The organism is Lentisphaera profundi, assembly GCF_028728065.1.
Classification (GTDB): domain Bacteria; phylum Verrucomicrobiota; class Lentisphaeria; order Lentisphaerales; family Lentisphaeraceae; genus Lentisphaera; species Lentisphaera profundi.
This window is the reverse complement of the sequence record NZ_CP117812.1, coordinates 2579395-2603902: the sequence shown is the minus strand read 5'-3', so window position 1 is coordinate 2603902 and position 24508 is coordinate 2579395. Positions and strand designations below refer to the sequence as shown.

Sequence of the window (24508 nt, the reverse complement as noted above, 5' to 3'; positions counted from 1 at the left end):
CACCTAAATAATATTTATCACGCTAGCTTTCTCTTCAAATAAAATAGCGCGTTTGAGAAAACAAAAAAGCCCCTCTAAAAAGAAGGGCCAGGAGAATTCAAAAATTTATCTTCAGGAATGCTTATGGCCTGTAGTCTGGGTGTGTGCGTAAGTCTGTGGAAAGAGCGCCTAATCTATCAATATCCTGAGTGTATCTATCCATAAAAATAGATCGAGGAAGCCATCTTATCATTTCTGAATGACCATCAACAAAAGCATAGTTTGTCCGAGTTTTGTTGTGCTTAAAGCCGCCATCATGAGTTAATCCTGTTACCGTATTATATTTTGCCTCATTGTCCCCTCTCATACCGGATCTACCAATTAATGCCGTTGCCTCTTCCTTCCAAGTGTCTGCAAGTAGAATAGCCGATGAACTATTATTCACTTCGCTAACTTTATACCCGAGAAATGACTTATTTGATCCTGTCGATACAATTCCATAATCAATCGCGAAACAATTTTTTTCTGCATCTATCGCAGTGGAAGGACAGTCATATAGAGTGGGGGATGCAGTATTCCAAAAAGCGCCGCCATTTGCCGTATCTGGGCTTGCGTCGCCACCAAGATAACTATCGACTCCTTTAGCCCAATTAGATTGGTATACAGCAGCTGCGGAATAATTATAGACCATGACCCCATCATTATCACCTTGAAACATTGCAATGGCACTGCCGACCTGCTTGATAGAACTTTGACAGCTTGTCGCTTTCGCTGATTTGCGGGCTTGTCCCAGTGTAGGTAAAAGTAGTGAGGCCAATATACCAAGAATCGCAACCACCACTAAGAGCTCTATTAAAGTAAATTTTTTATTCATAAGAATACATCCTTTTTTTATGTCCGTGAACACGTTTATATAAAAGTTATAACCGCAGATATAAAGGACTTGACTACTGCTTTATATTTTTTACGCCATATCAAAATATAAATAGAACTTCTTATGAATCCAAATTTATTGAGTTAATAATTCAGGCATGTGTTAATACACGCTTTAAGTCATCGGCAATTTCACGAAAAATCTCCGCTTTGGCTGAAGATTTACGCCAGAAAAGTGCAATAGACCTTTGGGGTGCGGGGTCTTCAAAATCTATATATCGAATTTTATCGCTCTCATTTTTGGCACATTGAGGAAGCAAAGTAAGCCCCAAGCCTGCCGCCACCATTTGTCTCAAGGTTTCGAGGCTACTGGCACGAAAATCAAATCTTTCCTGAAGTTGATTCACAGTACAAAACTCGAGTGCCTGATCACGAAAGCAGTGCCCTTCATCCAGGAGCATCAATTCTCGCCCTTTTAAATCTGCTACTGACAAATGAGAGGGGAACCTTTCTGGATAATTTGCGGGCACCGCAAAAAGAAAATCTTCCGAAAAAATAAATTCAGATTCTAAGAGTTTATCTTCATGGGGTAAGGCAATAAATGCCGCATCCACTTTTCCCTGTTTGAGCATTTCTAAGAGCTGTTCAGTTTTTTCCTCTTTGATGAAAAACTTCATTTCCGGATAAGATTGATGAAGCTCATCCAAAATTTGGGGAAAGAGATAGGGAGCCAAAGTCGGAAAAGCTCCCAAAATTAAATGGCCTTGATAGGGGTCTTTAAAGGATTTAGCGCAAGTTCGAAAATCACTCACTTGCTGAATTATGTTTTCCGCTCGTTGGAGTAAGTGAGCGCCCTCAGGACTCAAAACGACCTGCTTATTTGAGCGCTCAAATAAGCAAAGTCCTAGCTCCGCTTCCAGTTTTTTAATCTGAATTGAAAGAGCTGGCTGACTCACTCCGGCCTCTAATGCAGCACGGCCGAAGTGACGCAATTTTGCGAGGATCGCAAAGTACTCTAGATCTTTAAGAGTCACTCAATACCCTTAAACCTGATCGAGTTCTTTTTGCAGATCTTGTAATGCGGTTCTCAAGCCCTCTTCTATTACAGGATGGTAAAAAGGCATTTCAAGAATTTGATCAACAGTAAGACCTTGCTGAACAGTCCAAGCAATTAAGTGTCCTAAATGCTCTGCGGATGGGCCGAAAATTTGCGCTCCTCGCAAACGTCGATCGCCCTTTTCTGCATAAAGGTGCATGAGCCCTTTATTCTTGCCCATGACTCGTGAACGTCCCTGACCTTCAAAACTTACACGACCGATCACCAATTCATCAAAAGATTCATAGCTTTGTCCAATCGAGGCAATTTCGGGATCAGAGAATACAATGCCTAATTGTGTCCTGCGGTGACCGGGATCAACTTTTGGGAAAGTTGCAGCATTTTTACCGGCAATTTTACCTTCGTCAGAAGCCTCATGAAGAAGTGGGATTTCATCATTGGCATCGCCCGCAATGAAAAAGTGGCTATCTCCGCACTGCATGGTGCTATTGCTATAGGCTGGAACTTTTCGATGACTTAGGACAATGCTGGTATTTTCTAGCTTTAATCGATCGGTATTGCTCACTCGTCCTGAGGCGGTCAAAATAAAGTCAAAGCTTTCTTCTATGCGGCCTTTTTCTTTATGGTCGTAATTGATAATCGCCTTGCCGCCTTCTTTACGTACGGAATGAATCGTGGCTTTGGTATCGGTATAAAACTCTTCGGCAAAAGCTTTTGTCGCATAATCGCGAATTTCTGGGTCTCTAATTCCTCCAATTGAACCACTGCGCCCAAAGAGACGAACATCTGCGCCCAAACGGCTTAGTGCTTGACCAAGCTCTAGACCAATCACACCTGGTCCAAAAACCGCTACACGCTCAGGAATTTTTTCGATTTCAAAAATGTGATCGCTACTTAAGACCAAGTCTTCAGCTCCATCAAGTATAGGGACATGACGTGGACGTGAGCCTACGGCCAAAACAAAAGTTTTTGCGCTTAATTTTCTTCCGCCAGATAATTGCACTGTATGGTCGTCTATAAACTCGGCATATTCACGAATGAGATGTTCTTCAGGGATATTATCTATTCCTTCCATCACAAAACCTACAAAGCGATCACGTTCAAAACGAACGCGTTTTAGAACTGCTTCATCATTGACGACGGGATCTGCTGTTTCAATGCCAAACATACGTGCTTTTTTCACTGCGTGATTTGCGTTAGCCGCAGAAATCAGCAACTTGCTCGGCATACAACCCACGCGTGCACAAGTTGTTCCCAAGGGACCACCATCAATTAAGGCCGCAGTTTTTCCTTGAGCTTTTGCCTGGCGATAGGCATTAAGTCCCGCTGTCCCTGCTCCAATTACCAGCACATCATAGTCTTTCATTTTTCTCTCCACTTAAAAAACCCTCCCTAAAGGAGGGCTTTACTTAATTTATTAATTATTGATTTATGTATTTAATGAGTTCATCGGCACCGCCAATCAGTTCACCATTAATGAACACTTGAGGTGTTGTTGTTTTGCCGCTCACTGCCTTTAAGGTCGTTAGGCTCATACCGCCCTGCCCTAGTTTAATTTCTTCATAAGGCATGCCTTTTTGCTCTAGTACTTCACGAGCTCGCTGGCAATGACTACAGCCCGGCTTCGAAATGATACTCACTAGCTTAGGAAGCTCGGCATTTGGATTGATATAGTTGAGTATAGTATCCGCATCACTCACTTCGAAAGGATCACCTGGCTTATCTTCTTCTATGAACATTTTTTCAATGACACCGTCTTTGACGAGCATCGAGTATCTCCAAGAGCGTTTGCCAAAGCCGAGATCCTTTTTATCAACGAGAAGTCCCATACCTTGAGAGAATTCACCATTGCCATCAGGTAGGAATTTTATGTTTTCTGAATCTTGATCAGCGCCCCAAGCATTCATTACAAAGGTATCATTAACTGATAGGCAGTAAATATCATCGACTCCATTTTCCTTGAAAACTGGTGCTAGTTGGTTATAGCGAGGCAAGTGAGCAGATGAGCAGGTCGGTGTGAAAGCCCCAGGAAGTGCGAAGACAATCACGGTCTTGCCTTTGAAGATTTCGTCTGTTGTCAAATCTTCCCAATTATTATTCACACGAGTACGGAAACTAACAGTGGGTACATTTTGCTTTTCTTTATTTTCGAACATCTTACTTTTCCTTTTTATTTTTGAAGATGACTAACTATGCCCTAAGACTGAATAATAGTAAAATTTATTAATTCTATCATAACAATAAGTTTTGTTTATGACTGAAAACAAATAAAAAGGAGTCCATAGACTCCCTTTTATTAAAATTATTTCTTTTTCTTTTTCTTCTTGCCCTCACCAGGTGCTGCTGGACCTACCTCAATTGATTCGTGGCGCCCTTCGTTATACTTGGCCAAATTAATCATATAAGCTTGATTGCCCGCTTTAGGATCAAAGTCAATGCAATGAACAGCAATTTGCTTATAGCGAGTTAACATCATCACTCCCTCAGTAATTCCCTGCCAATTTTTTACGCTATCACGTGCAGGAGCTCCATCTGAAAGAAAGTAAATTGAATCCACGTCCGGAAATAATAAACTTTGACGAATGGCACAAAAACTACGTGTCCCCAGGCTCATGTTCCAGGACTTCACTCGCGCAGTGCCTTTTCTTAAATCTGCCGTCAACGCCTTGGCTTCCATCACTTCGACATCTCCACCGAAATCGACAATATTATACTTCGATTTATTTAAGAGCTGCTCAACTGACATCGCCATGTTTTCATCCAAAGATGCGATTCTAGGGCCTTTCATTGATGCCGATGTATCCACAACATAACAAAAGCTATCACTATAGATTGCGAGGCTATAGAAGTAACCATTAGGCCCCGCATTCATGACTTGAACCATATACATATCACGAAACGCTGCCGATGCTGAGGAATCTACTTTGAAAGATTTATTTGATTTATACCACGCTAACCATTCCTTTGCGGTGCTTGCATGCTGATCTCCAGCAATAATACTGAGCGCGTAATTCAAATTGATTCTCATCCGGCCTTTTTCTTTTGCTAAACGCTGAATTAAGGCAGGGAGAAGTTTTTCTGATGGCGCTTTAGCAGCATAATCACACAGCTCAATGAGAACTGGCCAAGCGGCACTTGGAATTTTTTTATTCACCACGGCAAGACTTTTAGGTGATTTTAATTTAGCGATCGCCCGTGCGGCTTCCACTTGCACTCTTAGGTCAGGAACATTAAGCGCGCTATGTAGAATATTGACTGAGCTCTCGTCGGCTACTTCTGCAATAGCTTGAACAATCAAAGCCATAGCTGGTATGTCTAAAGAAAAACTCACGACATTGCTTACTGCTGGCGGACGTTTTTTGATCGCCACTTGCACCAGAGTCATAAGCTCCTTGGGATTCAAACTTCCTGCTACTCTTGCTTTGTAGAAGATTCGAGCTGATTGGGATTCTAATGATTTCAACACTAAATCATCTACAGTGCTACTGACTGAAGAATCTTTAGCATAGGCAGCTGCGAGAATCGCTAAATATTGCGCTTTTTTATTTTTGCTTTGCAGAAAAGTTTCTAAGAGATCGCGATCCAAAGACACTGATGATTTTTGAGTTTCACTTCCAGCTCCTTTTTTGCCTTTCTTCCCCTTCCCTTTTTTGCCTTTCTTCCCCTTCCCTTTTTTTATTTCGGGAACATCCTCGACATTCTCACTTATATTTAAATTGTTTCTTTCGATTAAACTTTCTTGGTAAGCAATCGCCCCTTTCATTGCCATTGTTGCTGCTGCTAAAGCCTGCAAATTGGGATCTTTACTTGTCGCTAAAGCAGAATTTAAATCGGAATTTTCTTTGAGGTGTAAAAGAAAAGCTGCATTATAAAAATTATCTGTGGATTTGATATAGGAAGAAAGTCCTTTGAGCGCCACAGCAGTGGATACCGGGTCTTGATCTTTGGCTCCAATCGTATCAACTAAATAAGAAACTCCCCAAAAAGAACTCGCATCTGATTTATTTTTAGCGGCTGAAACGACATCACTTTTTGTGGTTTCATTCGTGGAACTTAGCATTTTAGCCGCGGCATCTAGCGAAGGTGAATGTAGGGCCGTTAATAATAAACTGCCTGAAAGGAAAAACTTAGATAACATCTTAGAAACCTCTTTTGATTTATTCATGATTAATAATAGTACAACACTAATGAAGCATTTTTGACCTCGAGTCTTTCTCAACTTGATCTAGTCTTCTATTTAAAGGCAAAAATTAATAGGATTTTAAGCTGAGCGTACACTTTCTTGATTGATAGGTACATCTTTTGCACTGCTCTAAGCCTTACTAATTATGGGATTTCATCTTAGTGTTCTAGGTAGCTTAGAGCTGAATACCACAATCATTAAGTCAATAATATCATAAAGTATTAATTACTGCAAGGGTGCAAATAACTGACTGCATTTTGCCAAAAACTTTTTCCAGGAAGGCATATCTTCATAGCCAGTGATTTTTTTACTTTTTAATAAATCATCCTTAAAGACACTGATAATCTCCTTAGTGAATGCTGGAGATTTTATTAAAATACTCAATTCAAAGTTTATTCGAAATGAACGATTATCTAAATTAGCGGTACCTAAGCTTACTAAATTATCATCGACAATAAGTAACTTCTTGTGAATCATGCCTTCATTAAATAGATAAACGCCTATGCCTTTCCGAGCTAAAGATCTCGCATATTCATGTGCAGATAAATCGACAAAAAAATGATTATCTGATTTCAGTGGAATGATTAAGCGTACTTTAACTCCCCTTAGTTGTGCTGAAATTAAGGCCGCAATAATAGCTACATCTGGTGCAAAGAAGGGACTCACTAGATCTAAACTTTTCTTGGCCCCACTAATCAGGTTTAAATAGTAGAGTAGGCAAGTTTCTTTATCATCAGCAGGACCAGAAGCAAGCGCTAAGGCTTCCATACCATCTGCGTAAGATATATTTTTAGAAAAATCGACTTCGGGGAGTTTCTGATCTTTGGGTTTAGCCCATTTATAATCCAATAAGTAAGTGAATTGAAGTTCACAGACCATGGGGCCCATGATGCGCATGTGGGCATCATGCCAGGTTTCTTTCGCATAATCTTCCGCAATATTCATGCCACCTGTGTAGGCAATTATATCATCTATAATTACTAATTTTCGATGATTACGGAAATTGATCTGCCCTCTTCGGCCAAACTTTGTAGTTCGAAAAAAATAAGCTTTAACTCCTGCTGAACTAAGTTCTTGCATATACTTCTTTTTTATACTTAGGGAACCAAGATAATCACAAATTAATGTTACTTCTAAACCCTCTTTTGCTTTTGCTATTAAACTGTCCTTGAGTTTTTTCCCTATTTTATCATTGCGGATAATATAATATTCTATAAAGACACTTTTTTTGGCGGCATCAATATCTTTAAATAATTTCTCGTATTTCTCTTTTCCCGTTTTTATTAATTCAATTTTATTCCCTTTGGTAAACATTGAATTAGAAATTTTTTCATAAAGACATAATTCATTAATTACGACCTTATGGGGGCTCATCGTTTCATGGGCTCGTTGCCAAAGTTTATCTAATGGTTCTCGGCCTTCTTTGTGAGCGGTCACATAACCATGAAATTTCCTTGAGCCAAAAATCAAATAAATGGGGATCGTAAATATTGGCATTAATAATAGGCTTAGTATCCATGCCGTCTTTCCTTGACTCGTTCTCCCTTTGTATAAAACCTCAACAGCTAAAATTATTCCTAAGGTATAGGTGATTAAAACTACTATTATGTGATCTATGTATGCTAACATTTTTTATTTTTAATTACCTTGTTGGTGGCCCTACTTTTTTAGCCCACGCTGTTAGTGTGAAATCTAAATAATTTGTTCCGTCACCTTTAACCACTCCAGTCGGATTAAACAAACTACTAAAGAATTTATTTGTTGTTTGACTTACTCCACCTAGATTTATAGGTCTTCCTTGATAAGCCGTTACTTTTGTATTGATCTGCTGTACTTCAAACTTATCATAGCCACCACCTGGTTTTTTGAATTTTAGCATGGGAACGAGTTCCACCTCTATGATGCCGTTTCCTCTGTATTTTGGCTTTATATAAAGCTCGGTTCCAATAGTCGTAGACCTTGTTATGTATTCATTTATTTGAACAGGCTTTCTTGTCCTATGATCTAACCATACGTATTGACTTAAGGTATCTGTGTAATGTGCCGTTTCAACAGCCCATAGTTTTGCCGGATATCCACTCATGGTGGTTAGAGTTATTTTCTCTGAATGATCTGAACTACTTTTATGCACGCCACCATCAATGCGGACACCATTAGGAGATTTAATTTTTCCGTCCTTGATGATTATGGGGCCGGTATTGATAATGATTCCTTTCTTTGATAAACTTTTAGTATTTTTATAATTTATCTCTATATGAATATTATAGGCTTCTTCCTGAGTTTCGTTTAATATTTGAATCACTCTATTATGAGCTTCGATCTGATCTATAACTAAAATTGAATTCATACGACTTATGTAGGTAGCCTTACCCTCTTCACTCAATGAGGCATTAATTAATTCTGCGAGTTCCGCATAATTTGACTGTCCTAATGAATACCGCTTCACTAATGGATTGGGCTTAAGTTCTATTTTCTTGCCATTCATCACAGCGTATTTTTTTGTAGGAACAGTTATTTCTTGATATTGAAGTTTAGTACTTTTCTCTTCTGCGAGTATCATAAAGGTGATACTCAAAGCAAAACAAATAATATATTTAATCATAATAGCAGCCTGCTTTTACTTTTATTTTTATAGCTATCTTTATTATAGCCTTTTTAGGGGGTCGTAAACTGTTGATACTTAAGGTTTTATTTTTTGAATTATAACGTTTATCTGATTATTTCCTTAAAGTATAACTTTTTTTTGACTTAGTATAACTTTTTTCTAATAATATCGTCTTAAATATAACTTTTTCCCATTTCTACTAAGTTCTTATTAACCAATGGTTTATGGATGACGGTTTCTATAGGTGGTTTATTACTAGGTATTTACGACTATCCAGCATTTGTTTACTATAACTTTTTTCTGACTTCCTAGTAGTTAAGGTTCTTTTTTGACCTCAAAATCCTTTAAAAGTAGATGATAACTTTTTTCGGATTAGCGAGTCACTCCATTTATTCTTATCTAATATAACTTTTTCTGGATATATAGCCTATTCCCCTTTAGATAGAGTGTTTTTTGACCTCCTTTGGCCCCTTCTCCCTACTGTTTACCCTCCAGAGCATGACTTCCCCAGCTTAATTAGATCTAGATTCCGTAATCAGTTATACTTTATTGCATGATGAAAATCAGTAAAAAGTTATATTTAAAGAGTATTTAATTACTTACTTATGTAAGTACTGCTTTATTTAAAATATCATATTTATCTTTTGTTATAATAATTTATATGATAATTGGTAATTAATGCAAGATTGAGAAAATCGGAAGAAAGTTATAATAGAATCTTGTCTAGCAAGAAAAGAGGGATTAGCTTAGCTGTATTATAACAAAGGAGATAAAAATGATTATATCGGTATTAAACATCAAAGGTGGTGTCGGCAAAACCACCATCGCAGTAAATTTGGCTTGTAGCTTACACGAAGCAGGGCAAAAGGTGCTCATTATAGATACAGATCCCCAAGGATCTGCTTTAGCCTGGCATGGGCAAAGAGAAAAAGAGGATATAAGGCTTATAAGTCTACCCAATGCCGTCGTGCTGCGCAAACAAGCCTTAAAGTTTGCAGAAGAGTACGATACGGTAATTATAGATGGTTCACCAAGTGTGGATATTTTAGCAGCGGTTAGCATCGCCTTAAGTGATTTAATTTTATTGCCAGTGGGACCTTCACCTCTTGACATTTGGGCGAGCAGTAAGATGGTGAGTAAAATAGAAGAAGCACAAGCAATTAATCCTTCCATTAAGGCAGCGTTCTTGGTCAACAAGTTTAATAGCCGTACCTTAATTTCTCAAGAGACTGAATTGGTTTTAAGAGAATATCCATTAGAGATGATGGAGACCAAGCTTGGGAGTAGGGTGGCATATGCAGATACCATGACTCAGGGTTTAAGTGTCTTGGAATGGCATGATAAAAAAGCGAAGGATGAACTGCAGGCGCTTCACGAAGAGATTAATGAAAGATGGTTAAATTTAAGAAAGGTGGTATAAATGGCCGGCTCAAAAAGAAAGCCTCTCTCCTTAGCAGGAGTGAGAAGTGAAGAAGAAGTAGATAAAGTGCTCTCTAATTTAAGCAGTTCCAAAAATGAGTTAGAAAACATTGTTAACTTGAGTGCAAAAAGTGAAGCGAATAAAAATGAACTTAGCAAAGAGCGCGTCACATTTTATTTATCGTCAGCAGTGTTAGAAGAACTTGAGAACACCTATGATGAAATAAGAAGAACGATGCCTTACAAGTATAAGACTAAGATTAAAAAGTCACATCTGGTGGAATTTGCCATGGAGAGACTTTTAGAAGATTATAATAAAAATGGTCGAGATAGTTCTTTAGGAAGGTACGTGGAAGCTGTTAAACGTGGTGAATAAGTAATTTTCATTCGATCGGTAGGAGAAGCAAGTAGTCCTCGTTAAGACTAATCGTAATTATTTAAATACAAAAAAGATCCCCTAGTTTTTACTTGGGGATCTTTTTTATGTAATGATGAAATTACTAAATGCTGTAAGTCAATAATTATTGATCGCTATGAATAAAGCGATAAGAATAATTTTCATCAAAAGAAATGGGATCAAAAACTCGTAGTTTAGACTCGTCAAAATGAGGCGAATAAACTAAGCGGTAAACATCAACTTGCTGAGAAGATTTAAAGCGAATTCGGACTTTTAATAAACCTTCTTTAAGAGCACGAGTCGTTTTAATTTTAGACCAACCATAAGAGTGAGCATTGGAGACTAACTTTTGCTCAATCATGGTGACTTGACGTTTCTTACGATGATAAGTATATGGATCTTTTAGTTTCATAAAGCCTACTGATTGTTAAGACACTATAAAGACTTGAAAAATAAAAAGCAAAAATCCTTAAATGTTTTATAGGGAAAGTATGGACTCTAAAGAGACATGTTGATGTTTGCGAAGCTCGCCAAGAAGTTTGAGAAATAGACAAGCCGTTGCCGTTGCATCGCCAAGTGCATTGTGGGCTTCAAAGTAGGGGATAGCATAAAGTTCACAAAGCTTAGTGAGCTGCAAGTTAGAAGATGGGTCACTATGGGGACACTCTTTCGATAAAAGATAATGAGCCAAATTGCGAGTATCTAAATGGGGGAAAGAAAAAGGGGAGTCCATAAGAGGACTAAGAAAAGAGAGATCAATATTAAAAAAATGACCGACGGGAATAGCGCCTTCACAAAATGAAGCGAGTTCATCCAAAACCGTAACTTGATCTTCGCCAGTGGAAATTTGCTCATGGTTAAGGCGGTGAATTAGAATGGTTTCATTACGCAGCGTTTGCGGTTCTTGGTAGATGACTTTATAGAAACTATCATTAAGCAAGATAGTTGAATTAGAAATTTTCACCGCAGCGACAGAAAGTAAATGATCTTTTTTAGGGTTTAATCCCGTCATTTCACAATCGATGACCACATAATCTAATTTAGCGGCATTATGATCTAGGATCTCTCCAGGGAATGATTTTTGTAGGTTTGGAGGGAAAATTTTACTTAAAAAACTCATTAGTTTAAACCTGAATTAAAACGCAGTTTAATTTTTAGTTGTAGATCTGGAATGAGCTTAAATGCAGCTTTTAGCATTTCTCTATCAAGTGTATTGAGCTCCTTGGGATTAATGAAATTATGACTTTCAAGGCCTTGATCAAGAAGTTGAATTTGATGATGTAAGCGATGATAGAGGCATAAGTTCCAGGCTCGCTGGAGGTTTTTATTTTCATCGTCACTAATGATATTTTTCCGCTTAATTTCTTCTAAGCGTCGCGAAGTTGAGGTGGCATCAATCGCAGCTTCGAGTGCTAGAATTCGGGAAAATTCGACAATAAAATTCATGACATTTTTAATGTCGAGAGAATTTTTATGCTCACCACTTTTAGAAACAATAAAGTGATTAAAGAAACCGAGAGGGGGGGATTGATTTAAATACTGATGGCTTAAAGCAGAAAAAAACTTATTAGCTTTTGGACAGAGATCAATTAAAAGGTGCTGGCGTAATTTTTGCGAGAGAGAACCTTTGCCGTAGACATGTCTAAAATCAAAAAATATTTGAGTATTTAAAAGGTTTTTATCATAGGGCTTATCCACCCATTGAGTGAAGTAATCTTGCCATTGATTTAAGTCTTGACACCACTCATCATTTTCAGCCATTATACGGCCTGTACAGTAGATATAACCAGCACTATCCAGATGACTACAGACTAAGCTAGCAAAGTTTTTAAACCAAGAATGGATGTCGGGGTCATTAGAATTTTGATAAATAATAGCATTGTCTTGATCGCCAGAAAGAGTTTGCTCTAAGCGCCCTTCGCTCCCTAAAACGAGGAAATCAAAATCCACGGGTGCGGGGCCCGTTGCTTTTAATGTTTCCTTAATAGTACATTTTAAAATAGCATCATTCACTCTTGATATGTATTGAACTGTATTGAGAGGCGAATAGCCTTGCAATAATAAATCGTTGCTGACTTGAGCTAAGTTATTTTTAATTTCTCTTATTTCGCTGATCGTTTGGCATTGGCGAATTTTGTAAATAAAATCAAGAGGAGAACCCCGTTGTACTTGTGGAAGGTCGAGGGCAGACAAGACGGAGCTCACACGACCATCGGCAGCGATACCGGGAAGATGAGAGATGCCATGTCGTTCCATTTTTAATAGCGCCTCGAGTACACTAAGATCATCTTGTATGGTTTTCACTTCCGTAGTCATAATATTTTCAGCAAGGGTAGAAGAGGGCGCCTGGTTCTTGGCTAAAGAGCGGCGGATATCACTATCACTAATGACGCCTATGAGCTGATCATTTTCTTGAACCATACAAAAGCCGAAATTAGCGTCGGACATAATTTTAGCGATTTCAATAAGGCTTTGCTTTGCTTGGCAGAAGCTTAAAGGTTTTTTACATGCCGCTTTCATACTGACCTGCATAAAGCCTTCTTGGTTTCGATTGCCCCGATTTTGCATTTGTGAGCAAGAGCGAGAAAAACTTTCTTCGTTTAAAGGGTTGAAGAAATATTGCTCGATTTGTGGGTGCTTATCAACAATGGATTGAAATTTACTTTTCGTTATAAAGTAGGCAAAGGTATCTTCTTTAGCCTCTACATTTCTGAGTGAAATACCTTCATTTCGAAGAATGCTCATAGCGCCATAGACTTCGTGATGAGCAAGAATATCGTGCTCCATTTGTTCGTTACTTTCATAACTGAGTTCAAAGCCCCCTTGCATGATAAAATAAACGCCATCGACAGGACTGGATGCTTGTTGAAAAATCCGGGTGCTTTTTGGGAAATAAACAATTTGAGCCTGTTGAGAAATTTTATTTAGGTCACTTTTAGTGATTCCATAAAAAATAGGAGCTTGCTCAAAAAAATCGATAATTTCTTGTAGTTGTACTGAGGCCATGAGGATCGCTTATGCTGTTTAATGAAAGTATTTGAATTTAAGTTTTGTCTAGCGGTTTTACAAACAAGTAGATTATTGTAAATAAGCCCCCTTTGTGGAAGGATTCACATCTGCGAGGCGACATTGTATAATTAAAAAGCCATTTTCTACTAGCAAGTTCCGCTGATAAAACCTTATTTATTGCCTTTATATCTAAGAGCCTGTACAATATTATCTTTAGTAGAATGGATATATTGAGTAATATTTTGAAATGAGAGAAAGCATGTTGTGTAAGTTATTGTTATTATGTTGCGTAAGTTTATCCCTAGTGGGGCAGGCCGATTTGGGCTTGAATACTAAGGAAAAATCTTGGTTAAAGAATCATCCAGTTTTACGTGTGAGTAATGAAATGGATTGGGCGCCGTATGATTTTAATATCAACGGGAAAGCCCAGGGTTATAGCGTGGCTTATATAAAGTTATTAGCTGAGAAGTTGGGCGTGGAGCTTCAATTTATTAATGGTTACTCTTGGAAGCGACTTTTGGAAATGGCTCGCAACAAAGATATCGATATTATTCATCCTATTAGTTATAATTCTGAACGCGCTAAATATCTTCATTATACTCAGGCATATCTCGAAACAGAAAACACTTTGGCTGTACATAAAAATGAAATGACAATAAAAGTACTAGGGGATATGAAGGGAAAAACCCTGGCCATGGTGGAGTCGTATGTGACCGTTAAACCGGTTCGAAAAAATTTCCCAGATATCAAGTATATGATGGTGAAAACCGCCGAAGATGGCCTACGAGCAGTGGAGTCCGGCCAAGCAGATGCCTTTATGGAAGGAACTGATACAATCGATTATTTGATCCATGCCTATGGGATTAAGAATGTAAAAGTCACTGGCCAACTCGATTTTATAGCTACAGCTTCAGAAGTACATTATTTGGCGATTCGTCAGGACTGGGGGATTCTTAGAGATATATTACAGAAAGCAATGAATACTATCACTCAGGAAGATATTGCTTCATTGAGGCAACAGTGGCTTTTTAATAATAAGAAATCTCAGGGGAATGAATTTACAGAAAAAGAAAAAAAATGGATTGCAAACACTCCAGAAATTCTCATTGGCATAGATAAACAATGGCATGAATTTGAAGAAAATGGTCAAGTATTTAAAGGTTTATCGAGTGATTATCTAGAGCTAATTTCAAAAAAATCAGGACTGTACTTTAAGTTTGTGGAGTATGACTCATGGACTGAAACAGTCGCTCATTTAAAAGACGATAAATTACATGCTCTCGACACAGTCGTTAAAACACCTCAGCAACAGCAATACCTTAGTTTCACAAAGCCTTATTTATCTTTCCCTTTCGTTATTGTAACGAATAAACAAACCACTCTAATAAGTAGTTTAGAGCAATTGAAAGGAAAAAAGATCGTCGTCGTAGAAAGTCGACCTGCACATGAAGTTCTGCGCTATAAACATAGCGATTTAGAGTTTGTCTTAACAGATGATGTTTTTAGTGCACTAAAAAAAGTTCAACAGGGACAGGCCTTTGCTTTTGTCGGTAACTTAGCCGAACTTTCACGCGTTCTGAAAGATGAGAAATTCAGCGATTTAAAAATATCTGGAGAAGCGCCTTTTCGATGTGATTTAGCCATCGGTGGTCATCATGATTACCCTGAATTAGTGAGTGTTTTAAATAAAGTAATAAGTAAAATTAGCGATAGTGAACATAAAGCTATCAATGATCGATGGATTAATTTATATGTCGCTAAAGCTATAGATTATGATTACATGTGGAAGATGTTCTTTATAAGTATTGGCCTCTTATTACTCGTTGCTGTATGGGCACGGCGTCTTTCTTCGCTTAATAAAAAGTTATCAGTAGCTTACCAGCAGGCTCAGGGACTTAAAGAAGATGCAGAAATGGCCAATAAAGCAAAATCAGAATTTTTGGCTAATATGAGTCATGAAATACGAACGCCCATGAATGCGATTATTGGCTTGACTCAATTAGGCCTCAAAGATAAATCTGGAGAGAGGCACGAAGAGTATCTTTATAAAATTAAACAATCGAGTGAAAATTTACTAACGATTCTCAATGACATTTTAGATTTCTCCAAAATTGAAGCGGGGAAAATGACAATGGAAAAAAGCCTCTTTAAGCTAAGTGAAGTTTTGGAAAAAATAGGAGGGACCTTGAGAGGGCGAATGACCAATCGCAAGGTGGATCTTATTTTTCCAGGACCACTATCGTATAAGTTAATAGGGGATCCTTTAAGACTTGAGCAAGTGCTATTAAACCTTTTGGGCAATGCCCTTAAATATACTCGCCAGGGTCATGTGATTTTATCCGTTGAAGAAAGTGAATTAAAAGACGATTCAATTTGCTTGAAATTCACAGTAGAGGACACGGGAATTGGACTAAGTTCTACTCAGCAAGGAAGGCTATTTCAGCCTTTTTCCCAAGCAGATTCATCCACGACCCGTAAATATGGTGGCACTGGTTTAGGCTTATCGATTTCTAAAAAAATAGTGAAATATATGGGAGGCGAAATTTGGTTAGAAAGTGCGCCGTCAAAGGGGAGTATATTTTATTTTACAGCCATTTTTGAAATTCCTTTAGAGGATCGTCATAAAAAGCAAGAGTTCGGAAAAATGATCGAGCAAAAAGTGGTTTTAATAGAGCCATCTCTCCCTCTCAGGAAATCCATAACGAGTAGCTTAGAGGCGGCTTACATGAAAGTAGATAGCTTTAATTCAGCCGAAGATTTTTTAGCTGTATCGAAAAAGTTTAGTAAGTATGAAATAATGATTTGTCCGTATGCTTGCTATGGTAACTTTAGAGATAGTTTTAAACAAGGCATCATCTATACCGCACACCCTCAGGAAACGATTCATCAGTCTGCAAGTGAAAACTATGATATATTATTTAAGCCGATATACCCTAAAATTTTGTATTCTTCAATCAAAACTTTACTCGATCAACGGAGGGTTAAAACCAATATTGTCTCCCATGTTAATCAGACGACGAATGTTAAGTTCAAAAATATTAATTTATTACTAGTTGATGATAATAAAATGAACCGTTTTGTGGCTTTAGAAATGTTGAAGAATTTTGATATTCATACAGACAGTGCTGTCAATGGCCGTGAAGCAGTAGAGCTGTGTAAAATAAAAATATACGATATTATCTTGATGGATATACAAATGCCAATTATGGATGGCTTAGCTGCCACAAAAGTGATTCGAAAGGATGGGCTAAATAAAGAGACCCCTATTGTTGCGGTGACCGCAAATGCCTTTGTTGATCAGGGCTATGAGTACTTGCACGAAGGTATGAATGATCGTTTAGTTAAGCCTTTTTATACGGAAGATTTGCTCTCAACATTAGTTAAGTGGCTGCCCAAAGAAAAAGTTATTAAGAATAAAACTAATGAAGATTTAGACGAACATAAAAGCTTTATACAGAAATTTGATTTCAAGAAAATTAATATCGCAGAGGGGATTCATTATACCAATGATAGTGAAAAACTATACGATAAGTTATTACATGAATTCATTACTGAATACAGCGATTTATTAACTGTCGTTAATGAGCTGTATCAAAAAGAGATGTATGATGATCTCTCTCGCTTAATTCATACCTTAAAAGGGATATCCGCAGTCATTGGTGCCAAAGATTTAGCCTTTAGTTGTCAGGTTCTAGAAGAGTATATTAAAGCTGATAAACTAGATGATTTCCCTAAAGCCCTGAGCCAGTTTACTCGCCAGTTTACCGGTGTAATAGAAGATTTAAGCAAGCATGGTTATAGCCCTTAAGGCATAAAAAAAGCCCCTCAATTGAGGGGCTAAAATCAAATTTTTTGAAGGCTATTATTTTTTAATAGACAACTTAACGCGTTTCTTATCACCAGAAGTTCTGCTTTCATCAATGGCAGCAGTAATTTCTTTGTCAGCTTTGAAGTGATCGAGAACTTTAAAGCAATCACCTTCATTCATTGGTGGTAAGTAAGTATCCTCACCCCATTTTTTCACTTCACGTGAAGAGTTACGGCACTCAAGTTCTAAGCGCGAGAGTTTCTCTTTAACAGGAGCTTTTGCTTCAGCTTTAACAGGAGCTTTGTCTTCAGTTTTAACAGGAGCTTTGTCTTCAGTTTTAACAGGAGCTTTGTCTTCAGTTTTAACAGGAGCTTTGTCTTCAGTTTTAACAGGAGCTTTGTCTTCAGTTTTAACAGGAGCTTTGTCTTCAGTTTTAACAGGAGCTTTGTCTTCAGTTTTAACAGGAGCTTTGTCTTCAGTTTTAACAGGAGCTTTGTCTTCAGTTTTAACAGGAGCTTTGTCTTCAGTTTTAACAGGAGCGCCTTCTTGATCACTGTCATTACCGTCAGCGTTTTTATTATTACGACGATTGTTGTTGTTACGCTTATTAGGGCGTTTTTCTTTGCGAGGTTCGCGTTCGCCTCTATCTTCTTCGCCGATACCTTTCACATCAATGACAACGTGTGGATGTTCGCCATCTTCGCGTTTAAGAACGAGGTTCATAAGGTGCGTAATGCTATTGAGTGCAATACCTCTGCGACCGATAAGACGGCCTGGGTCTTCGGATGTTACATTTAGGATAATGTTTTTTCCAGTATAACGGTGATCAACTTCGGCTTTTTGGCCGAGTAAGGTAATAATAGTTTTAAATATACGTTTCGATTTTTCGCATTCTTGTGTCTTAGTTTCCATGATTTCTCCTAATCATTTAGCGGCAGTAGCTGGAGCTGGAGTGCCGACTGTAGTCCGGTTGTTGAGTTTGTATTGAATAAGTGTCATGAGCGACTGGAAGCACCAATAGAGTGTCAATCCAGCAGGCATGCCGTAGCAGAAGAACAGCATCATAACAGGCATGAACATCATGACTTTTTTCTGGGTTTCGTCCGCAGAGGAAGGAGTCATTCTCTGCTGAACAAGCATTAATAGAGCCCACGCAATTACTAGGGGTCTAATAGGGACGCCAGGAATAAAACCTAAGGTGTCGGGCTGAGATAAGTCCGTAATCCATAGGAATTCTACGTGGCGTAATTCAATGGCGCTTCGCAGCGCATTAAAGAGAGAGATAAAAATAGGCATTTGTAAAAGCATGGGGAGGCAACCGCCAGCAGGATTGACGCCTTCTTCGCGATAAAGAGCCATTACTTTTTGATTCATCACTTGAGGGTTATCTTTAAGTTCTTCACGGATTTCTTTAATTCTTGGTCCGAGAATAGCCATTTTTTTCATGGACTTATTACTCTTATTAGTTAAACGCCAAAAGAGTAATTTAACTGAAATCGTAAGGAGGATAATTGACAAACCAAAGCTATTTACATAGCCGTTGAAAAAGAAAAGTGCCTTGAGGATCATTTCAGATAAAAAGCCTAACCATGATACTTTCATGTTCATGAACATGTTGAGCTGCATGATACCTTTTTTATCATTGCCGAGCTTTTCTAAAATGTGAATTTCTTGTGGTCCCGCAAAGATATCGAGTGAGATATCTTTTGATGCGCCTGGAGCTAATTCAAAATCGGCTATTTGTCCTTCTGCAAAGATGAGGTCATATTTATCTTGACTGCCATCTTTATTAATAGTAGGAGAGAGGATTTCTTTGGTCTTAGTTCTTACGGAAGCAAAAGAGTCACTAATATCTGCGATAAAAGCAAAATATTGATTCTTTACTGCTACCCAATCATAGCTATCGGCATCTTCGGGAATATAAACAGAGTAGGGATCTTTAAGGACGCGACCTTCTTCTGCAGCATCTTCAATACTATCTTTAATGTCATCTTGGATGTTTTGCTTAAGGTGGGTCTCAAGTTTGCGATCGACTTTTAGAATTGTATCAACCGCTTGATCATTACCAATCGCTTGCTGAGTGAAAAAGCCGTGCTTGCCCATTTGAATGGGTTGGATATAACCACAGTTAAGATACAAGCCACTAATATTTAAGCTTTTATCTGAAGTATTAATGAGCTTATGACTTAAAGCGAAATGATAATCCTCTTCAAGTTTCCATGAACTCTGAACGGCAAAAGTTTGACCTTCATAAGTATAGTCACTTTCCGTTATGAGCGCATTGGCAGTTTTTTCTTTGATGCGAACAGTGATAAGCTGCCATTTTTCAGCAATACCTGCAAAGTTAAAACTCGGCGTATTGCTGTCACCAATATTTACTTTTTCAGTCTTGTCGCTGGTGGTGTAGTACTCATTGAGTTGTGCATTTTTCAAACCTTGCCCTGGACGAATATTAAGGGAGAAATTCTCACCTACTGTCAGGGTGTGAAGCGGAAGGTCTGTTTGGATTTCAGCAACTGTTGTTTGAGCAGTAGCTTTTAATACTTCCCCTTGAGGAACTACTATTGTTGTTTCGCTGAGTTTTGATGGCTCATCTTGAGGTGTCGATACTTGATCTTCACCTACAGGGCTATCTACACTTTCTTCTTGAACTACTTTAGCTTGGGCTTCAACGCCAAAAATATTTTTGTTGATTTCCTCGTTCTCGGTATTGAGAATGAGGAAAAGCGAAAGGCCTAAGGCGACTAGCCAGGCTATTCCTTTCTTATCCATAAGAGTTATTTCTCTTTATTTGTCACATCCTTCCCTGGAACTGGATCACAGCTCGAGCCCCTATAAAAAGGGTGACATTTTAAAATTCGTTTTGTTGTCAACCATAAGCCGCGTAAAAAACCATGAGTGCTTAAGGCCTGACTTGAATACATTGAACAAGTGGGTTCGAATCTACACGTTGCTGGAAAAAGTGGAGAAAGGCATTTTTTGTAAAACGTCACAAGAAGTATTGCGACGTGCGCAGCCAAACTTTTTTTTTTCAAACTAATTTACATTTATCGATCAGTATTAAGAGCTCTTCCTGTACCTCTATTGAGCTCTTACCCGATAAATGTGCTCGGGAGATAATAACAAACCAGTGATTCGGTAGTTTATCCTGTAGGTGACGGTAGGCCTCTCGAATGATTCTTTTTGCTCGGTTTCGCTTTACTGCGTGCTTGTGAAACTTTTTACTAACGACAATTCCGAGTCTTCTTTGCTTATCCGGCGCTGGCGCATAACATAAAACGATGGACTTCCCGCGTATACTTTCCGCATTTTCTCGCATATAGCGAAATTCATGTCCTTTTACGAGCCGATGCGATTTTGGAAAACCTAGATCAGAACTGAGCGTTTCTAAGCATTTTTTTTGAGAATCTTGAGAGGGTTCAGTCACCTTTCAGGATGTCGTATTAGGCTTGTGTAAGCTTAGCACGACCTTTAGATCTTCTTCTAGCAATAAGCTTGCGACCACTTTTTGTTGCCATACGAGCGCGGAAACCGCACATTCTCTTTCTCTTCAATTTTGAAGGCTGATAAGTTCTTTTCATTTTATTTTCCTTGTTACATTATAATTAAAAGTGTCTAGTTTAAGCGGGTTTGAACAATAAAAACCATAGGGTCCAGTTAAACGAGTGCTGAATCTAATGCAACATCGCGATTTCATCAAACTGACTAAATGATTTTTCAAAGTAAAAGTTTTTTGAGCATTTTTTATTAATCAATTCCTCCTACCATTTTGATTGCCAAGTCTTTAAGCGCTTTGAGATCTATTTTTCCAGAGCCCAAAAGTGGGATTTCTTCGATTTTAATGAAATTTTGTGGCTTTGGGATCCATAAATTGGGAAGACCATTATTGCGTAGGGTATCAATAAGGTCATTAATTTCTTTAGGGAGTGCTGTGAACAAAACAACAAGTTTTTCACCCCGAGCTTCATCAGGGACACCCATTACGGCAAGTTGTGACGAGTCAGTGCCGGTCTCTTGGTACAAGGCTTCCTCCACGGCTCCATGAGGAACCATTTCGCCTGCGATTTTACTGAAACGGGATAAACGTCCTTGAAGTTGTATGGAACCATCGCGATTGATAGAGGCAATATCCCCAGTTATATACCATCCATTTTTCAATACCGCTTTAGTACGGTCAGGATCTTTCAAGTAACCACGCATGGTACTGGGACTCCTAACTAAGAGCAGTCCGGCGACTCCATTGGATAAATCTTCTAAGGTATCAGGATTAACGGTTTTAACTTGAATGCCTGGCAAGGGACGTCCCACCGAATTTTCGCGTAAATTCTTTTTTCCTAATTCCCATATTTTAACGGGAGCATTAAAGCTTATTCCCGGTGCGAGTTCAGTTGCGCCATAAGCTTCTGTGGGCAAGATGCCAAACTTATCGAAAAACTCTTGAGCTGTATTGGAATTGAGTTTTTCTGCTCCTACAAGAACGAGACGTAATTTATTAAAATCTTCTTCTTTACAACGGCGGGTATAGTTAGCTAAAAAGCTAGGAGTAGCAAATAAGAGGGTACAATTATATTTACCCATATTATGACTCACGGCTTTGGCGTCTAATGGATTGGCTTGCATCACAGTAGGAGTTCCATGACTAATAGGAAGGTAAAATGCCGAGAGAAAGCCGAAGGCATGGAATAAAGGCATGTGTCCTAAAACAATATCTTTATCATTTAAATCACAGACAGTGCCTAAGGAATCAAGGTTAGAGCTTACGTTGAGGTGAGTTAGCTCCACTCCTTTTGGTGTACCTGTTGAACCACTAGAGAATAAGATAGTTGCGGTATCATCAATTTTAGCTTTACAGATCCAGTGAGAAGGACGAGCAATACTAAGCAGCGCTTTTAGAACATCAATTTTTCCTATGCTCTTGGCAATATCCTCTAAATAAATAGGCGTGCAGCTCTCGGGCAAGTCAATATTCATCTTTTTAATGGCTAACTTCGAGGTAATTACATGCTGACAATCTGTCGTTTTTAAAGCATGTGCTAAACCATCTTTTGAAACGGTGGAGTTTAAGAAAACGGGAATGGATTCTTGATAGTAAGCGGCCAAGGCTGAGCTTACGGCCGCAACCGTATTGGGTAAAAGAATAGAAGTGTACTCTTTTTTGCCTTGGATTTTTTTTATTTTTGCGGAAAGCGCTAAAATTTTAATGAGCAAAGGCAAATTCTTTATCGGGCCTTTCTCTGGATCAATGAAGATTGATCCAAAGGGTTTGAGTTTTGCATAATGTAAAAATTTCACCGGACCAGGGACATTTTCATCGGCCCGAATTTTATGATCGATGAATTCGAGTTCTTTAACTTTTTCCCAGAGGTCTAGGGCTGGGAGGTCATGAGCGACGGCTTCACCTACATGCACACTGATTTTCGGAGGCAAAGGGCCTGTCGTATTACTGAAACTTATTCTTTCACCACCACGTAAACTGAAGGTACTACCCCAAGTTCCCCCCATATAGACGGGTAGTACAGTTGCCTGATCATTACCTTTTAAGACGCGCTGGAAGCCACTTTTAAATTCATTCATGAAACCTGAGCGTGTGAGTACGCCTTCGGGGAAAAGACAGAGCGCTTTGCCATCTGCCAAAGCTTGCTTACCTGCTTCTAGAGATTGGAGGACCGATTTGCGCCCGGCATTCACCGGTAAAAAGTCAAACATTTCGAAAAAAGGTTTGAGTAAAGGTTTATTGTAATAGACGGAATCGATCATGAACACAATATTTCGAGGTACCGCGGCAGAGATTAAAAAACCATCAATCCAGGTTGAGTGATTGGGGAGTAAGAGCAAAGGACCTTCATGAGGGACGTTCTCTAAGCCGCGAACCTTTATGCGGTAGTGGAGGCGTATGGGGCCCAGTACAATGAGACGAAGAAAATTGTTGGAAAGAACGCATGCAGCGGCAATACTCGTTAATGCCAAGATAGAAGCACAAGACCAAATCACCATGTAGGTTGTTATATTGTCACTGCGCTTCCCAAATTCAAAAGTGATCCAAGTGGTTAAAAGCATACCAATAAAAACGATGATGTTTTCAGCCGCCATAATACGGACACGTTCATTCTGTGGAGTTTCTTCCTGTAAATAAACTTTTACGGGGAGGATAAAAAGTCCACCAAAGAAGCCAGCAAATAAAATCCATACACCAGCCATAACGGGACTGGAACAGGATATCAACTGACATAAAGAAAAAGTCATGCCCATAAGCCCTGGAACACAAAGTCCGCGATTCATAGTGGTGTGATTAACTCGACCAGCAATAAAGCAACCTAAGCCGATGCCGAAGGTGAGTGGCAAGAGTAATAATGAGCGGCCGGTATCATCTAGGTGCAGTTCGTATTTTCCGAGGTTAAAAATAGAAAAAACGAGGACGAGACCAATACTATAAAAGATAGTTTCAGCAACAGTCGAAGCTAATAAGCCTTTATTACCGAAAAGAGTTTTCATGGGACCAGCTAGTTCTTTTATAGGATTAAGGGAAAAGGGGAGGTCGGGATTAGCTGCTGGTACCTTCTCCGTTTTACGGATAAAAAGCCATCCTGCAATGGCAAAAATAGGAAGGATAAAAGTCACTTCTTTTATGGCAACACAAAGAATAGCTAAAGCGGTACCTAAAATAATCCCAGCAAAATTCAGTAATTCGAGTTTGCCATTAGCATCTTTGATTTCTTGCTCATTGAAAAGTTGAGGCATAATACTCGCACGTGCCGGAACAAAAAACGTTGATTGCAGTGCCATTAAAAATACACAGGAATAGAGCAAGCCTCCTAAAATCGGGTTAGGTGCCTTAGAGTCATAGGCCATAATGGCGATGGCTCCGACTAGCATAATGGGAAACTCACAAGCCTTTGCAAAGCGCATGACTTTATCACGACTAAATTTATCTCCGGCCCAACCCGCAATGACAGAGAAAATAATAAAAGGGATGGTAAAAACAATAGAAACTCTCGCATTGAGTACAAGCTCTTTACTACTATCAGTAATCGAGGCTGCCATGGCGAGGTAAGCCACGTTTTTAAAAGCATTATCATTTAAGGTGCCGAAGAAGTTGGCTAATGCGACAGGCATTAATCGGCGTGTTTGAGGTGTCATGATTTTTTAGGCTCCATTATTTTTCGCTGCCTTTAATATAT

19 protein-coding genes are annotated in these 24508 nt (G+C 38.7%); 3 read left to right on the top strand and 16 right to left on the bottom strand.

Annotated elements, in window-relative coordinates; genetic code table 11:
* Nucleotides 1–121: 121 nt before the first annotated feature.
* The 7 genes from PQO03_RS21800 to PQO03_RS21770 form a co-directional block, all read right to left on the bottom strand.
* Nucleotides 122–853 carry a type II secretion system protein gene (locus PQO03_RS21800; RefSeq protein WP_274153319.1) on the bottom strand — a complete coding sequence of 244 codons (732 nt, stop codon included), beginning with the start codon at nt 851–853 and terminating at the stop codon, nt 122–124.
* 151 nt (nt 854–1004) lie between these two features.
* Complete coding sequence (locus tag PQO03_RS21795) at nt 1005–1886, bottom strand: hydrogen peroxide-inducible genes activator (RefSeq protein ID WP_274153318.1); 882 nt, start codon at nt 1884–1886, stop codon at nt 1005–1007.
* A 9-nt stretch (nt 1887–1895) separates the two neighbouring features.
* Complete coding sequence (locus PQO03_RS21790; protein ID WP_274153317.1) at nt 1896–3275, bottom strand: dihydrolipoyl dehydrogenase; 1380 nt, start codon at nt 3273–3275, stop codon at nt 1896–1898.
* A 55-nt stretch (nt 3276–3330) separates the two neighbouring features.
* The gene (locus PQO03_RS21785; RefSeq protein WP_274153316.1) at nt 3331–4065 is read right to left on the bottom strand and encodes a glutathione peroxidase; all 735 of its coding nucleotides are present in this window, start codon (nt 4063–4065) and stop codon (nt 3331–3333) included.
* Nucleotides 4066–4211: 146 nt separating this feature from the next.
* Nucleotides 4212–6047 (bottom strand): hypothetical protein, encoded by a 1836-nt coding sequence (locus PQO03_RS21780; protein WP_274153315.1) that lies wholly within the window; start codon nt 6045–6047, stop codon nt 4212–4214.
* A 270-nt stretch (nt 6048–6317) separates the two neighbouring features.
* Nucleotides 6318–7721: a cardiolipin synthase gene (gene cls, locus PQO03_RS21775; protein ID WP_274153314.1), complete on the bottom strand. Its 1404-nt coding sequence runs from the start codon at nt 7719–7721 to the stop codon at nt 6318–6320.
* Between the two features lie 13 nt (nt 7722–7734).
* Nucleotides 7735–8694 (bottom strand): hypothetical protein, encoded by a 960-nt coding sequence (locus PQO03_RS21770; protein WP_274153313.1) that lies wholly within the window; start codon nt 8692–8694, stop codon nt 7735–7737.
* 778 nt (nt 8695–9472) lie between these two features.
* Here PQO03_RS21770 and parA point away from each other — a divergent pair.
* Nucleotides 9473–10117: a ParA family partition ATPase gene (gene parA, locus PQO03_RS21765; protein WP_274153312.1), complete on the top strand. Its 645-nt coding sequence runs from the start codon at nt 9473–9475 to the stop codon at nt 10115–10117.
* Nucleotides 10118–10492 carry a hypothetical protein gene (locus PQO03_RS21760; protein ID WP_274153311.1) on the top strand — a complete coding sequence of 125 codons (375 nt, stop codon included), beginning with the start codon at nt 10118–10120 and terminating at the stop codon, nt 10490–10492. It begins immediately after the preceding gene.
* A 145-nt stretch (nt 10493–10637) separates the two neighbouring features.
* Here the strand turns inward: PQO03_RS21760 and PQO03_RS21755 are convergent, their stop codons facing one another.
* The 3 genes from PQO03_RS21755 to PQO03_RS21745 all read right to left on the bottom strand — a co-directional run bounded on the left by PQO03_RS21755 (nt 10638) and on the right by PQO03_RS21745 (nt 13519).
* Nucleotides 10638–10925, bottom strand: coding sequence for a hypothetical protein (locus PQO03_RS21755; protein WP_274153310.1), 288 nt, complete (start codon nt 10923–10925; stop codon nt 10638–10640).
* A 66-nt stretch (nt 10926–10991) separates the two neighbouring features.
* Nucleotides 10992–11633, bottom strand: coding sequence for a 3'-5' exonuclease (locus PQO03_RS21750; RefSeq protein WP_274153309.1), 642 nt, complete (start codon nt 11631–11633; stop codon nt 10992–10994).
* The gene (locus PQO03_RS21745) at nt 11633–13519 is read right to left on the bottom strand and encodes a DUF294 nucleotidyltransferase-like domain-containing protein (RefSeq protein WP_274153308.1); all 1887 of its coding nucleotides are present in this window, start codon (nt 13517–13519) and stop codon (nt 11633–11635) included. Before PQO03_RS21745 ends, PQO03_RS21750 begins: the two co-directional genes overlap by 1 nt.
* Nucleotides 13520–13781: 262 nt before the next feature.
* On the opposite strand from PQO03_RS21745, the gene PQO03_RS21740 reads away from it, so the two are divergent.
* Nucleotides 13782–17330 (top strand): transporter substrate-binding domain-containing protein, encoded by a 3549-nt coding sequence (locus tag PQO03_RS21740; RefSeq protein ID WP_274153307.1) that lies wholly within the window; start codon nt 13782–13784, stop codon nt 17328–17330.
* 54 nt (nt 17331–17384) lie between these two features.
* Here the strand turns inward: PQO03_RS21740 and PQO03_RS21735 are convergent, their stop codons facing one another.
* The 6 genes from PQO03_RS21735 to PQO03_RS21715 form a co-directional block, all read right to left on the bottom strand.
* Nucleotides 17385–18242 (bottom strand): KH domain-containing protein, encoded by an 858-nt coding sequence (locus PQO03_RS21735; protein ID WP_274153306.1) that lies wholly within the window; start codon nt 18240–18242, stop codon nt 17385–17387.
* A gap of 12 nt (nt 18243–18254) precedes the next feature.
* Nucleotides 18255–20102, bottom strand: coding sequence for a YidC/Oxa1 family insertase periplasmic-domain containing protein (locus PQO03_RS21730; RefSeq protein WP_274153305.1), 1848 nt, complete (start codon nt 20100–20102; stop codon nt 18255–18257).
* A gap of 5 nt (nt 20103–20107) precedes the next feature.
* Nucleotides 20108–20350, bottom strand: a complete 243-nt coding sequence (gene yidD, locus PQO03_RS21725) for a membrane protein insertion efficiency factor YidD (protein WP_274154328.1) — start codon at nt 20348–20350, stop codon at nt 20108–20110.
* A gap of 11 nt (nt 20351–20361) precedes the next feature.
* Nucleotides 20362–20757 carry a ribonuclease P protein component gene (gene rnpA, locus PQO03_RS22185; RefSeq protein ID WP_420792877.1) on the bottom strand — a complete coding sequence of 132 codons (396 nt, stop codon included), beginning with the start codon at nt 20755–20757 and terminating at the stop codon, nt 20362–20364.
* A 16-nt stretch (nt 20758–20773) separates the two neighbouring features.
* Nucleotides 20774–20911, bottom strand: a complete 138-nt coding sequence (gene rpmH, locus PQO03_RS21720; RefSeq protein WP_007278291.1) for a 50S ribosomal protein L34 — start codon at nt 20909–20911, stop codon at nt 20774–20776.
* Nucleotides 20912–21077: 166 nt separating this feature from the next.
* The gene (locus tag PQO03_RS21715; protein ID WP_274153304.1) at nt 21078–24467 is read right to left on the bottom strand and encodes an MFS transporter; all 3390 of its coding nucleotides are present in this window, start codon (nt 24465–24467) and stop codon (nt 21078–21080) included.
* Nucleotides 24468–24508 lie beyond the last annotated feature (41 nt).

Excerpts from the sequence above, each read along its gene's own strand:
- PQO03_RS21800 (WP_274153319.1), bottom strand. The coding sequence starts at position 853 with ATGAATAAAAAATTTACTTTAATAGAGCTCTTAGTGGTGGTTGCGATT.
- PQO03_RS21790 (WP_274153317.1), bottom strand. The coding sequence starts at position 3,275 with ATGAAAGACTATGATGTGCTGGTAATTGGAGCAGGGACAGCGGGACTT.
- PQO03_RS21785 (WP_274153316.1), bottom strand. The coding sequence starts at position 4,065 with ATGTTCGAAAATAAAGAAAAGCAAAATGTACCCACTGTTAGTTTCCGT.
- PQO03_RS21780 (WP_274153315.1), bottom strand. The coding sequence starts at position 6,047 with ATGTTATCTAAGTTTTTCCTTTCAGGCAGTTTATTATTAACGGCCCTA.
- cls (WP_274153314.1), bottom strand. The coding sequence starts at position 7,721 with ATGTTAGCATACATAGATCACATAATAGTAGTTTTAATCACCTATACC.
- PQO03_RS21770 (WP_274153313.1), bottom strand. The coding sequence starts at position 8,694 with ATGATTAAATATATTATTTGTTTTGCTTTGAGTATCACCTTTATGATA.
- parA (WP_274153312.1), top strand. The coding sequence starts at position 9,473 with ATGATTATATCGGTATTAAACATCAAAGGTGGTGTCGGCAAAACCACC.
- PQO03_RS21760 (WP_274153311.1), top strand. The coding sequence starts at position 10,118 with ATGGCCGGCTCAAAAAGAAAGCCTCTCTCCTTAGCAGGAGTGAGAAGT.
- PQO03_RS21755 (WP_274153310.1), bottom strand. The coding sequence starts at position 10,925 with ATGAAACTAAAAGATCCATATACTTATCATCGTAAGAAACGTCAAGTC.
- PQO03_RS21750 (WP_274153309.1), bottom strand. The coding sequence starts at position 11,633 with ATGAGTTTTTTAAGTAAAATTTTCCCTCCAAACCTACAAAAATCATTC.
- PQO03_RS21745 (WP_274153308.1), bottom strand. The coding sequence starts at position 13,519 with ATGGCCTCAGTACAACTACAAGAAATTATCGATTTTTTTGAGCAAGCT.
- PQO03_RS21740 (WP_274153307.1), top strand. The coding sequence starts at position 13,782 with ATGTTGTGTAAGTTATTGTTATTATGTTGCGTAAGTTTATCCCTAGTG.
- PQO03_RS21735 (WP_274153306.1), bottom strand. The coding sequence starts at position 18,242 with ATGGAAACTAAGACACAAGAATGCGAAAAATCGAAACGTATATTTAAA.
- PQO03_RS21730 (WP_274153305.1), bottom strand. The coding sequence starts at position 20,102 with ATGGATAAGAAAGGAATAGCCTGGCTAGTCGCCTTAGGCCTTTCGCTT.
- rpmH (WP_007278291.1), bottom strand. The coding sequence starts at position 20,911 with ATGAAAAGAACTTATCAGCCTTCAAAATTGAAGAGAAAGAGAATGTGC.
- PQO03_RS21715 (WP_274153304.1), bottom strand. The coding sequence starts at position 24,467 with ATGACACCTCAAACACGCCGATTAATGCCTGTCGCATTAGCCAACTTC.